Source organism: Streptomyces sp. NPDC001220, assembly GCF_053597895.1.
This window is the reverse complement of sequence record NZ_JBSFJE010000031.1, coordinates 1-12,144: the sequence shown is the minus strand read 5'-3', so window position 1 is coordinate 12,144 and position 12,144 is coordinate 1. Positions and strand designations below refer to the sequence as shown.

Below are 12,144 nucleotides of genomic sequence, written 5' to 3'. Positions count from 1 at the left end.
TGAATGTGATGCGATGATCGGAGGCGTGGGAATGCTCGCTCGGCGACAGCGAGGGAGCGGCAGGTGGACTTCTCGGACGAACTCCTTGACCGATCGGAACCGTCGGCTCTGCTCTACCCCGACGGAGCCATCCACTCCCTGAACGACGCGATGGCCACCGCGCTCGGCAGGCGGATCGACGAGTGCGTGGGCCGCCGCATATGGGAGCTGGTGCCCGCAAGCCAGAGCTCCGTGGTCCGGCGCATCGTGGCCCACGCGAACGAGCAGCAGCTGGCGATGCGGGTGCTGGAGCTTCCAAGGCCTGGCCGGGTGTCCATGGTCACTCTCGTGGAGGCGCGGTCGACGACCACGGCCGGGGGCGAACAGCTGGTGTGGGTGCACTCGCTGAGCATGCACAACGACCTCGGCAGCCTGCTGATCCCGTTCCGCATGTCGGCGAAGTCCGCCGGCCTCGGGCTGTGCGTGTACCTGCCGGAGGTGGAGCAGATCGAATGGCTGGGAGGGGCGCCCGCCGTGGGCGCGCTGTTCCCGGAGGCCTCCCTTCCTTTGCCGTGGGTGGTCCGGCACGTGCACCCCGATGACTGGGGGGCCTTGCGACAGCTCCTGGGCTCGGACACCCCCGGGCGCCCCTGGACCGGCCTGCGGTTCCAGGACGAGCGAGGGGACTGGCACCATCTGGCCTGCCAGACCCGGAGGATCCAGCTGGGGTTCGACGGTCCGGAGCAGGTCTTCGGGACGATCCGCGACGACACCCGGCAGGAGGCGCGCCGACAGAAGATGCTGGCCGCGCTCGGAGCCGAACGGCACCGTGCCCACGAGATCGCCGTGTTCTCCTCCGCCCTCGTCCGCACCGCCACCGAGCAACAGCTGCAGCAGGTCGTCCTGACCCGGCTGGCCGCGACCTTCGGCGGCACCGGCGCGGCCCTCGCGCTCGTCGACGACGGGCATCTGGTCGTGTCCTCGGATGCCGGGCTCACCCTGTGGGACGTCGGTGTCCTGGATCGCGGATACCTGGACGAGCAGCGTCCGTTGGCTCAGGCGATCCGCACGGGAGAGCCGCAGTTCATCCCCGATCAGGAGGAACTTCTCCGCCGGTGGCCGCACGGGGATGCCGCGCCCCTGCCGTGGCCCGGCCCCGCCGCCGTGTCGATCACCCCCCTCGGCTCCACCGGCGAACAGCCGCTCGGGGCCTGGGTGGTGACCTACGACAGCGGGCACCGCCCGTCCGCGGACGAGAGCGCCTTCATGATCACACTGGCTGAACTCGCAGGCCAGGCACTGGGGCGCATCAGACTGCAGGATGCCCGCCTCGAACTGGCGGCGGCGGTCCAGCGGAGCATGCTCCCGACGCTGCCCGAGCGCCTGCCGGGCCTGGAGGTCGCTGCCCGCTACCAGCCCTGCCGCTCCGGTCTCGACATCGGCGGAGACTGGTACGACGCCTTCCTCATGCCCGACGGTGAGGTAGCCCTGGAGATCGGCGACGCCCAGGGACACGACGCGGACGCGGCCGCCTGCATGGGACAGGTGCGCGGCGCCATGCGCGCGATCGCCGCCCGGGAGCCGAGCCCCGGAAACGTGCTGACGCACACCAACCAGCTGCTCGTCGCGATGGACGTACCGCGGTTCGCCAGCTGCACGATGCTGCACATCGATCCACGCACGGGACAGGTCACCGGCACCAGCGCCGGCCACGTGCCCCTGTTGTGCGCACGCGCGGACGGCAGCCACGACGTGTACCACCTGCCAGGCGGTCCGCTCCTGGGGATCCTGCCGGACGCCGACTACCCGCAGGACACGTTCACGCTGGACAAGGACACCGCCTTGGTCATGGTCACCGACGGCGTGGTCGAAGGACCGGACCTGGTGCTGGACGTCGGACTCGAGCGAACCGGAAAACTGGCCGCGAAGGCCCTCCACGACGGACTGAGCGCCGAGGAGACCGCCGACCGAATCCTCGACGCGGCGACCGAACTCAACCACCGCGACGACCTCGCCGTACTGGTCGTCCGACGCACGTGACGAAGACGGTCGGACGAGGCCGCGGCGGTCCCTGGTCACGGGCTGGCCGTCACGGTGGAACGCACGCCGGGCGTCGGTGAGGCGGACGGCGGCGGATAACTCGGGTGCAGCGAGGGGGACAGCGGAGCCAGCGACTCGCACAGCGAGGACGGGAAGGCGGGCTCCTCGCGCCGCACGTCCCGGCAGCCTCCGGCGGAGGTCCGGACGATCGGCTTCCAGCCCGCCTTCTCTGCCCGGAAGAACCAACGGTCGCCCAGCCGGGAAGAGCAGGCCGAGTCCGTCGAGTCGCCGCAGGCCGGTCCCGTGCGCCAGGAGAAGTCCAGCACCAGCCACTTCCCGTCGCACCTCTCCGAGTCGCGGTACGTGTGCTCGGGCGCGCCGACCGCCATCAACGCCTGATCGTAGGAGGCGGGGGTGCAGCCGGTGGCCGGCGGTGTGCAGCCCAGTTTTCCGCACAACCGCAGCGCGGGCGGCTTGGCGCCGTCGGCGGTGAAGCGGGTGTAGTGGTCGACGATCACGTCCCGGTCGCCCAGCGGCTCGGGCAGCGTGACCCTTGCCGTGGCCGTGTTCTCCTTGGTGCACCCCGAAGCCCTGTCCCCGGACGGCGAGGTGAAGGTGACCTGCACCCACACGAGGTCCGTCATCGGGTCGGTGAGCACCGCTTTCAGCTTGCGCACGCAGGCATGAGCGCCACTGGGCACCTGCGTGTCGATGAGCAGCGTGCGCCGGTCCCCGCCGAGTTGGACTCCGGTGACCGTGGAAGGCTGCATCGTGGTCCACGGGATCGGCTCGGCTGCCGCCGCGGAGGGCGACCTCTCGTCCTCCTGACCGGCCACCTGTGTCCCGCACCCGCCGAGGAACAGCACGGCAACGGCGCAGAGCAAGGCGGCCGCCCGACGCGTTCTGCCTGATCGTCTCAAAGCGCTCGATCCCCCCGGTACGCACAGACGTTTCCCAGGCAGATATTAGGACTGCGGCCGGGGAGACCCACCAGTTGGGTGGGTGGGGTCGGTTGATGTGCCGACGCACCCGCCGTGCCGACGACGGTGAGTGCGGCACCGATGCCTGTTGTCGCTGCCGCCCTGACCACGAGTCCCTGCTCTCTTCCAGGCGGCGGACTTCGCTCCGAGGGGCGCGCGATTCCGGCCACAGCCGGTCTGGTCCGGCATTGTGAATTCAATCTGTGAGTTTGCACTGCATTCCGTGTGATGTGGATCGGCTGGGCCGGCAGCATGCGTCCCACCGGCGTTTTACCGGGCACGTCAGAAGGCTCCCCACGAAATCGGGCCGTCGACACCCGTCGTGAAAGCTGAGCTTGCGTCCTGCGAATTGCCGATTCCCGGGGGCACTGTGATGCTTCCTCGGTGTTGTGGCGATGCCCCCGACGCACGCCGGGTCAACCGACCGAAAGCGCCGGCGGTCGCTCATGGACCCGACCCCTTCCAGTGGAGGACTGCCATGTCTGAGCGAAACGAGAACGAGATGGACCAAGCGGCCTCTTTCGGGGACATGAGCCGGCGCTCGTTCGTCGCGGCGACGACCCTCGCGGTGGCCGCCACGGCCGTCGTGGGCGGCGCGACGACCGCCGGGGGCGCCACGAAGCCCGCGACCGGGCTGAAGGTGGGTGCCGGGAAGGCCGCGTTCACGCCCAGCGCCTCGATCCTGCCCCTGGACAACTTCACCTCGGTGCACGACGAGCTGTACGCGCGTGTGCTGTTGGTGGTGTCCGGCTCCCGCCGTGTCGCCCTGGCCGTGCTGGACCTCACCTCGATCAGTGCCGAGGCGATCGGCCTGATACGCGAGGCCATCACGGCGGCCACCGGCATCGCGGCGGCGAACATCATGGTCACCGTCACGCACTGCTTCTCCGCACCGCACGTCGCGGACAGCAGCTCGTCGGCGGGCGCCGCGACGTACGTGCGGAACATCGTCACCGCCACCAAGAGCGCGGTAGCCGACGCGGTCGGGAACCTTCAGGACGCCCAGGTCGGCTACGGCCGAGGTGAGGCCGGCGTCAACGTCAACCGCAACGTGCTCACCGCGGACGGCTACTGGCTGGGCGTCAACGAGCAGGGCACCTCGGACCACGGCGTGTACGTCGCCCGGTTCAACGATCTCGACGGCAACCCGATCGCCGTCCTGGCCAACTACAACGTGCAGTCCTGCGTGATGCAGGACTCCGTCATGAGCGACGGCAACCTGCCCATCACCGCCGACCTGGCCGGCGCCGCCACCGCGCACGTGGAGAGCGAGTTCCCCGGCGCCATCGGTTTCTGGCTCGTCGGCGCCTGCGGCGACCAGTTCCCGGCCTACCGCTCGAAGCGGTACACGATCGACAAGAACAAGGCATGGTCCTACGGCGTCGACCTGCACGACGCCGGCTTCGCCCTGCTGACCGCGCAGGGCGAACGCCTGGGCGACGAGATCGTGCGGGTGTCCCAGGCCATCACCAGGTACGAGAGCGGCAAGAACGTCACGGTGCGGCTGCTCACCGACGACGTCACCACCACCGAGATGGAGACCGACCATCCCACGGGCCCGGTGAAGACCACCACCTACACCCCCACCGACACCGCCGAGGTACCGATCTGGGTCTTCCAGGTGGGCAAGGGCGTGTTCGCCGGCGTGGCGCCGGAACTGTCCACCAGCACGGCGGACGCCATCCGCAGGGCGTCCCCCTTCGCCAGCACCTTCGTCATGTCGATGTTCGAGGGCGGCGCCAAGAACATGCCCGACCGCTGGAACTACGACAACTTCACCTACGAGGCACGCGACGGCTTCTACACCGAGGGCACCGCCGAGAAGGCCGCCACCCGCATCGAACACCTCGTCAAGTCCCTGAACTGACCGGCGAGGTCGCCGACGCCCCCGGCCTGAGTGCCCATAGTAGGCGGCCACCGCGCAACCTGACGGTCTTGGGGCTGGGGGACTGCCGGCGGCTCCCTGGGGCCGCCGCCGGCGAACGACGCGACAGGAATGCGATGCCGGCAACGGCATGAGCGCGAGGGGTGACTCCCGAACCGGTACTGCGCCACGGAGGAAAGCTTCATGAGGTCGGGTCGAACAACTTCCAGTGGCCCTCGGAGACCACTTCGACGGTGCCGTCGGCCACCTTGATGGCGGTCTGCTCGTCAATCGCGTATGCCGGACCCGTGATCCCGGCCGCCCAACGTTCTGCCAAGGCCATGGTGTTCTCCGGACAAGCCGGATGATCCAGGTGCGGGAAGATCGAGAAATCAACCACACCCAGCGTGCTGTCACCGCCGACGGGCGGCTCCCAGCCCACGAAGCCCTCGCCGATGCGGGGTGTCATCACCAGACTCCCGGCGCTGAGTCCCACGTAGACCATGTCGGGCAGCGATGGCAGGAGTTCGGCCAGCCCGGACTCCCGCATCCAGTGGCCCAGGTACAGCGCGTCACCGCCGTTGACCAGCAGGACGTCGGCCTCCCGGACCCACGAGACCCATCGTGCTTCGTCGATGCTGGGCAGTGCGGTGAGTTCCAACACGCCCACCGACTTCCACCCCAGTTCGATCATGGGGCTGGAGGATCGTCCGCTGATGAATCGCCATGGGCCGCCCGGATCGGCGTCGGGGGCTCCGTATCCGGCTGTGGGGATGCAGAGGGCGCTGCACTCGGCGATCGGCTTACCCAGGAGGTCGACCAGGGCATCCCGGATGCTCGCGTTCTTGATACCGGAGTCGGTGAGGAGAAGTTTCATCATGCCCTTCCCGAGAAACTCTGAACGGATCCCAAGCCAGGAGTCATCCTCAACGAGTCCAAAACCTTCGGGGACTCGTCCTCGCACCCCTCGACGAGGCACAGCCAATCGACCAAAGCCTGTGCCCGGCCACGGGACAGCGACGCGATCTGGCTGCTCGTCCCCTACTCCGACTCCGCTTACGACGACTGCGACCTGTAGGCGAGGACGACGGAACGGGACGAAGAACTGGCCGGACCGTGGGAAGTGCGCCCCTCGTGGCACGTGCGGCTGTCAGCGCTGGTCACGCGGGGTGAAGTCGCGGTGGCGACCGATTGCGGTGATGCTGGCAGAGGGGCGTAGCCGGCTTCGCACGGACGTGTGCGTCGGTGACCGCACCGTACAGGAAGGGAGGCTGCTGCCATGACAACGGTTCCGAACAGGACAGGGCGAGGGCACGGCGGGCCCGACAGCGGCGCAACGATCACCGGCGCCTCTTCGTTCGCCGGAATCCTGATGATGCTCAGCGGGCCCCTCAGCATTCTGATGGGCGCAGCCGGCATCGCAGAGGACACCCTGTTCGCCGCGTCCCGGTACGCCTACCGGTTCGACCTGACCGCGTGGGGCTGGATTCACCTTGTGATCGGAGTGGTACTCGTCGTCGCCGGTCTGGGAGTGCTGACGGACCAGAGCTGGGGACGCGGGGCCGGCGTGGCGGTGGCAGTGATCAGCCTGATCACCCAGTTCATGTTCGTTCCGTACTACCCGCTGTGGTCCATCCCTGTGATGACACTCGACCTCCTGATCCTGTTCGCGCTGACCAGGGCCCATGTCGAGACCAGCGGGCGTCAGTGAGTCCGGACGGAGCCGTACGATCCGCCTGGTCATGAGTTCACCCCAGCTCCCATCCCCTCCGCCGTCGGCCCGCACGCCGTGGAGCGGGTTCAGCTCTGGAGAACACGCTCGAGCGCGGCCCGGCCGGCGGGTCCCCATGTCGGCTTGCCGCCAGGAAGGCCCCGGTCTCCGTTCTGGCCCATCAGCATGAGGAACAGGCTTTTCAGAGCGGCCAGCCCTCGGGCGCGCCGGATCGTCGCGACGTCCGCATGCGCGTACACGTCGAAGAACCGTGCGGCGGCGCCCGCGGGAAGCAGCACCCACGCGGCCGCGAGGTCCCACGCCGGATCACCGGCGAACATGTCACCGAAGTCGATCACGCCCGCGAGCGTCCCGTCGGCGACGACGACGTTTGCCGGATGCAGGTCGCCGTGCACCCATACCGCAGGGCCCTCCCACTCGGGCGCCGAAACGGCGTCGTCCCAGACGGCCTGGACGTCGTCGGCGAGGTCGTCGGGGGCGACGGCGTGGAAGAACTGCTCGAAGCCGTCCGTGCACTTCCCGGGGTGGTCACCGCGGTCCCCGCTGACCGGCGCGTCAGCGGGCGCCTCCACATGGAGTGCGTTGAGGAAGCCCGCCAGCGTGTCGGCCGCGTGGTCGCCGCGGCTGATCGAACCGTGGTCCAGCGGCTCACCGGGAACCCACGTCATCACGGTCCAGTGCTTGGGGAAGCGCCCGGACGGTTCGCCGAACCGCACCGGCGTCGGCACCGGGAGCGGAAGGCGCGGAGCCAGCACGGGTAGCCACCGCCGCTCCTTGAGCTGGAGCTCCGGAGTGAGGTCCATGCGCTGCATGCGCACGGCCAACTCGTCCCCGAGACGCCACATCTGGTTGCCCCAGCCGCCCACCACCTCGCGGATGGCCAGCCCTGCGAGGTCTGGATGCTGTTCTTGGAGCAGTTCGCGGACCAGATCCGCGGTGATCTCGATCTCGGGGTCGGTCATGCGAAGCGACAGTACCGGGGCAGGCGGAGCGGCTCTCCCCGCTCCGGAAGATCCGGCATTGGGCAACGCCGGGTGTCGCGTAGTCCCGCCAGCCCCGCAGGTGCAGCACCGGCTGACCCTGTTCCAGTGGCCCGTCGACCACCTCGCCGGCCGCGGGGCCGACCAAGGTGTCACCGGGGTGCAGTGGCGGCAGCGGGACATCGCGGGTCTCGCCTCCGATGAGCGTGCGCAGGCCCGGGAAGACCAGGAAAAGGCTTGGCTGGGCACTGCCCCGTGCCCGCGTCGGGTCGGCGCTCGGGATTCAGCCTGCCGCTCGGTGGCCGCAGGGCCGGGGCAATGAGGGCCGTGGCACCGCGCGTTGGGATCTCGGAGCTGAAAACCCGAGCTGAGCCAGTTCCTTCACCTCCGAATGTCCTGCTTGTAGGGGTTCCGAGTTCGTGGTGACTCACGGCGGCGGCTCCTGGACCCGTCCTTTCGCCCGCCGCGCGAGGTGTGCCTGTCGGCGGGTCGGCGACAGCTGCCGGTCCCTGAGCTGTTTCGTCTGGTTGGCACTCGTGAGATGGCCCCAAAGGGGGAAACGTCGGCGCCGCCGACCGTCGCGGCAAGTGAGGTTCCGGGCGCTGACTAGCATGCGCGAGATCCATCCTCGCGTGATGTGGAATTTCCTGGGAGTAAGGGACGTGAAGGTTTCAAGAGGTATCGGCGCGTGCATTCCGCGGGACATCGCGCATGACGGTCGCGCCTGTGACGACCGGCTTCCATGAAGCTCTTCGGTGTCCGTTCTCCCTGATTCCCCCTGGCGGTGAGCACGTGACCGACGCGCGAGCCGTCCGCCGCTGTCCGAGCCGGAAAGAGAATCCATGCCGTTGTCCGCGCTGCTGGCAGCCGCCGACCCGCCACAGCTTCTCCCTGCGCGTGAGCAGATGGCGTTCACCCTGGGCTTCCACATCGTTCTGGTGCCGTTCGGCGTCGCGTTCACCTTCATGATGCTGGTCTGCCACTACCGGGCGCTGCGTCGTGACGATCACGAGGCGCTGCTTCTCGCACAACGCTGGTCGAAGGTGGCCGCGGTGCTGTTCGCGGTGGGGGCAGTATCCGGTACGGTGCTTTCCTTCGAGTTGGGGCTGCTGTGGCCCGGGCTCATGGGCAGGTACGGGGCGGCGTTCGGGTTTCCGTTCGCCTATGAGGGGCTTTTCTTCTTTCTGGAAGCCGTGTTCGTGGCCATTTACATCTACGGCTGGAAGCGGCTTCCACCGTGGCCGCACTTTTTCACGGGCGTGGCGGTGACCCTGGCCAGTGTCGGCGGGACGGCTGCCGTCATCGCGGCGAACAGCTGGATGAACCAGCCCGCGGGTATCGTCGTCAGTCACGGCCGTGTCGTCCAGGTTTTCCCGTCCCAGGTGTTCTTCAACGGCGCGTTCTGGTGGGAGATGGTGCACATGCTCCTGGCGGCGTACATCGTCGCCGGGTTCATGGTCGCGGGGGTGTACGCGTGGGGCCTCCTCAAAGGCCGCCGGGACCGCTACCACCGACTCGGCTTCCTCGTGCCGTTCACGGTCGGGTCGATCGCCATGCCCTTGCAGTTCCTGGTCGGTGACACGATCGCCCGGCAGGTCTTCGACCGGGAGCCCGCCAAGTTCGCCACCATCGAAATGGTCCCCCAGACCGGTGCCCACATCCCCGAGACGCTCGGCGGCATCCTGGTCGGCGGCAAGGTCCGTTACGGCATCCCCCTTCCGGACGTGGCATCGATCCTCGCGGGCTTCAAGCCGTCCACCACGATCAAGGGTCTCGCGGCCATCCCTCCGGCCGTGCGCCCCGACGACGAGGTGGTGAGCGTCGTACACCTCGCGTTCGACGTCATGGTCGGCACCGCCTCGCTGCTGTTGCTGATGTCCTTGTGGTTCGGCTGGCTGTGGTGGCGGCGCCGCGAGGTCCCGGTGAACCGCTGGTTCCTGCGCGTCGCGTCGGTGTGCGGACCGCTCGCGCTCCTGTCGTTGTGGAGCGGCTGGGTGGTCACGGAGGTCGGCCGGCAGCCGTGGACCGTGGTCGGACTCCTGCTGACGCGGGACGCGGTCACCACGGTGGGCAACCTGTGGCCGCTGTTCGCCACGGTCCTGGCGATCTACCTCTGTGTCGGGACGGGCGCGGTGCTTGTCCTGCGGGCGATGCATCGGCGCTGGTTGCGTGAGGCTACCGCGGCCGTCGCGGTTCCGTACGGTCCCGAGCCGGTGCCGGCGACGAGCGAGCGCGGGTTCGGAGCTGATGACGTATGAGCACGCTGACCGCCGTGGTCCTGTTCGTCGGCGTGATCGCGTACGCCCTTTTCGGGGGCGCCGACTACGGGGCCGGATTCTGGGATCTGGCAGCCGGTAGCCGTCGTAGCGGCCGCCCCGTGCGGGAGTTGATCAACCTCTCCATCAGCCCGGTGTGGGAGGCCAACCACACGTGGCTGGTCTTCATCCTGGTGATGATCTGGACGGGATTTCCGCAGGCGTACACGGCCATCACCACCACGCTCTACATTCCTCTGGGACTGGCGGCGCTGGGTATCGTGGCGCGCGGCGCCGGCTTCGCCTTCCGCCATGCGCTGGCGGGCGGCCGGGGCGAGGCGGTCGCCGGTGTCGCCTTCGCCTCTTCGTCGGTGCTCACGCCATTCTTCTTCGGCGCCGTCGCCGGCGGGATCGCCTCCGGCCGTGTCCCCGCGGCGGGGCACGGCGACCCGCTGTCCAGCTGGCTCAATCCGACGTCCGTTCTCGGCGGCGTACTCGCCGTCACCGTCTGTGCCTACCTTGCCGCCGTGTTCCTCACCGGACAGGCCCGGCACCGGGCACAGCCCTCTCTGGAAACGGCGTTCCGCCACCGCGCGTTCGGTGCCGGCATCGTCGCGGGACTGGTGGCGCTGGCAGGCGTGTTCATCCTGCGTGCGGACGCTCCCCGGCTGTTCCACCAGTTGAGCCGGGTCGGCGTACCGCTGCTGGTCGTCTCCGCCCTGTGCGGTCTGGCCGCGCTGCTGCTGCTGCGCAGGGGCAGCCCGACCGTCGTCCGAACTCTTGCCGCCGTCGCGATCGCCGCGGTCGTGGCGGGCTGGGGGGTCGCGCAGTACCCGTACCTCCTGGGCACCCACCTGACCATCCAGCAGGCGGCTTCCCCGTCGGCCACCTTGTGGCAGTTGTTCGTGGTCTCCTGCGTCGCCGCGGTCCTGGTCGCGCCGTCGCTCCTGCTGCTCTACATCCTGCAACTGCGGCGCAAACTCGGCTGACGGCCAGGCACGGCCCATGACGACCACCACCGGCCCAGGCGCGACGGCGAGCCAGAACAGCGGCAGCAGGAAGTAGGCGAGTTCGTCGGCCGCGTCGAGAACCCGCTTGCGTACCTCTGCCGAGACGTACGCCTCGTCGCCGGCGGCTGGCAGGGCGGCAGCGCGGGCGCGATCGGCCAGAACGTCTCCTCGGCGAACACCGACCACCAGGTGGACCCCGTCTGGGAGCCGTACCTGATGGTCTACAAGGGCAGGCTCGTCTGCTGCTACTCCGACGAGAACGACTACACCGGCTTCGACCCGACCACCGGCGTCGCCACTCTCGACCCCGCCGACGACACCGCCACGGACTCGCAGGGCCAGGTCCTCGTGCACGGGACCTGGGACGGCCACGCGGCACAGTGGAGCGACCCGGTCGTCGACATCGCAGGGCTGACCCAGGACATGGGAAGCGGCAAGTCGGAGATCGGCGGCGGCCGGCCCGGCATGACGAACGTGGTCCGCACCACCGACGGCAAGTGGATGATCACCTACGAGTACTGGGGCGGCGGCGCCAACACCCGCTACCAGATCGCGAGCAACCCGCTGGAGTTCTTCAAGGGGTCGGCCACGGACCTCGGCAACTCGGCAGGCGCCTACCACCAGTTGTTCAACCGCAGGACCGACCAGGTCATGGGCACCGGGAACAAGACCAACGACGCCGACCTCGGCAACGCTGACGTGCCCGACGTCCGTCTGGAGGACCCGGGTTCGGCGGCGAACCCCGACACCCAGTTCCGGCACGTGGTGACCGAGCCGGGCGGCGGAACCACGCTGCTCAACAAGTCGGGCGGCCGCGCGGCGGCGATCTGGACCGGCAACGTGACGGCCGGACAGAAGATCGGCCAGTGGGTCGACAACAGTTCCACCGGCAGCTGGAACCTCGTCAAGACCGGCGACGGCCTCCACAAGCTGCAGTCGGTCAAGAACACGAGCCTGTACGTGACCGGAGCGACCGCTGGAGGACAGCTCGCCCTGCAGACGGCGACCACGGACGGCTCGCAGGACTGGGAACTGGTCCGGTAGCCGCCGGTGATGCGAAAGGAGCCGGTTCACAGGCGCACGATGACCAGGGCGGTGTCGTCGGTGGCGTCGCCGGGTGGGAGCAGGTCGGTCAGCACGGCGTCGGCGAGGGCTTCGCATTCGTCCGCGCGGTGGCGGGTCAGGGAGTCGGCGAGCCGGGTGAGGCCGGTGTCGATGTCTTCGCCGCGGCGTTCGATCAGACCGTCGGTGTAGAGCACGAGGGCGGCGCCGTCGCGGAAGGCGGTGACGGCCTGGGTCCGGGG

9 protein-coding genes and 1 pseudogene are annotated in these 12,144 nt (G+C 69.0%); 6 read left to right on the top strand and 4 right to left on the bottom strand.

Annotation, left to right across the window (positions count from 1 at the left end; genetic code table 11):
- Positions 1-63 precede the first annotated feature (63 nt).
- Positions 64-2,019, top strand: coding sequence for a SpoIIE family protein phosphatase (locus ACWDGI_RS42315; RefSeq protein ID WP_450768376.1), 1,956 nt, complete (start codon positions 64-66; stop codon positions 2,017-2,019).
- 35 nt (positions 2,020-2,054) lie between these two features.
- Here ACWDGI_RS42315 and ACWDGI_RS42310 read toward each other — a convergent pair whose 3' ends face one another.
- Positions 2,055-2,939 (bottom strand): hypothetical protein, encoded by an 885-nt coding sequence (locus ACWDGI_RS42310; RefSeq protein ID WP_450768375.1) that lies wholly within the window; start codon positions 2,937-2,939, stop codon positions 2,055-2,057.
- A gap of 538 nt (positions 2,940-3,477) precedes the next feature.
- Here ACWDGI_RS42310 and ACWDGI_RS42305 point away from each other — a divergent pair.
- Positions 3,478-4,866: a hypothetical protein gene (locus ACWDGI_RS42305; RefSeq protein WP_450768374.1), complete on the top strand. Its 1,389-nt coding sequence runs from the start codon at positions 3,478-3,480 to the stop codon at positions 4,864-4,866.
- A 199-nt stretch (positions 4,867-5,065) separates the two neighbouring features.
- Here the strand turns inward: ACWDGI_RS42305 and ACWDGI_RS42300 are convergent, their stop codons facing one another.
- The gene (locus tag ACWDGI_RS42300; protein WP_450768391.1) at positions 5,066-5,740 is read right to left on the bottom strand and encodes a Type 1 glutamine amidotransferase-like domain-containing protein; all 675 of its coding nucleotides are present in this window, start codon (positions 5,738-5,740) and stop codon (positions 5,066-5,068) included.
- A gap of 402 nt (positions 5,741-6,142) precedes the next feature.
- Between ACWDGI_RS42300 and ACWDGI_RS42295 the strand changes: the two genes are divergently transcribed.
- Positions 6,143-6,574, top strand: coding sequence for a DUF7144 family membrane protein (locus ACWDGI_RS42295; protein WP_450768373.1), 432 nt, complete (start codon positions 6,143-6,145; stop codon positions 6,572-6,574).
- 89 nt (positions 6,575-6,663) lie between these two features.
- Here the strand turns inward: ACWDGI_RS42295 and ACWDGI_RS42290 are convergent, their stop codons facing one another.
- Positions 6,664-7,557, bottom strand: a complete 894-nt coding sequence (locus ACWDGI_RS42290) for an aminoglycoside phosphotransferase family protein (RefSeq protein ID WP_450768372.1) — start codon at positions 7,555-7,557, stop codon at positions 6,664-6,666.
- Positions 7,558-8,417: 860 nt separating this feature from the next.
- On the opposite strand from ACWDGI_RS42290, the gene ACWDGI_RS42285 reads away from it, so the two are divergent.
- The 3 genes and pseudogenes from ACWDGI_RS42285 to ACWDGI_RS42275 all read left to right on the top strand — a co-directional run.
- Positions 8,418-9,833 (top strand): cytochrome ubiquinol oxidase subunit I, encoded by a 1,416-nt coding sequence (locus ACWDGI_RS42285; RefSeq protein ID WP_450768371.1) that lies wholly within the window; start codon positions 8,418-8,420, stop codon positions 9,831-9,833.
- Positions 9,830-10,819, top strand: coding sequence for a cytochrome d ubiquinol oxidase subunit II (locus tag ACWDGI_RS42280; protein ID WP_450768370.1), 990 nt, complete (start codon positions 9,830-9,832; stop codon positions 10,817-10,819). Before ACWDGI_RS42285 ends, ACWDGI_RS42280 begins: the two co-directional genes overlap by 4 nt.
- A 132-nt stretch (positions 10,820-10,951) precedes the next feature.
- Positions 10,952-11,884, top strand: a pseudogene (locus ACWDGI_RS42275) (RICIN domain-containing protein); the annotation flags it as partial.
- Between the two features lie 26 nt (positions 11,885-11,910).
- Here ACWDGI_RS42275 and ACWDGI_RS42270 read toward each other — a convergent pair.
- A partial coding sequence (locus ACWDGI_RS42270) for a SpoIIE family protein phosphatase (RefSeq protein WP_450768369.1) occupies positions 11,911-12,144 on the bottom strand: 234 nt, incomplete at its 5' end.

What these genes read in the sequence shown, in the direction of transcription:
- ACWDGI_RS42305 (WP_450768374.1), top strand. Translation starts at nt 3,478, where the DNA reads ATGTCTGAGCGAAACGAGAACGAGATGGACCAAGCGGCCTCTTTCGGG.
- ACWDGI_RS42300 (WP_450768391.1), bottom strand. Translation starts at nt 5,740, where the DNA reads ATGAAACTTCTCCTCACCGACTCCGGTATCAAGAACGCGAGCATCCGG.
- ACWDGI_RS42295 (WP_450768373.1), top strand. Translation starts at nt 6,143, where the DNA reads ATGACAACGGTTCCGAACAGGACAGGGCGAGGGCACGGCGGGCCCGAC.
- ACWDGI_RS42290 (WP_450768372.1), bottom strand. Translation starts at nt 7,557, where the DNA reads ATGACCGACCCCGAGATCGAGATCACCGCGGATCTGGTCCGCGAACTG.
- ACWDGI_RS42285 (WP_450768371.1), top strand. Translation starts at nt 8,418, where the DNA reads ATGCCGTTGTCCGCGCTGCTGGCAGCCGCCGACCCGCCACAGCTTCTC.
- ACWDGI_RS42280 (WP_450768370.1), top strand. Translation starts at nt 9,830, where the DNA reads ATGAGCACGCTGACCGCCGTGGTCCTGTTCGTCGGCGTGATCGCGTAC.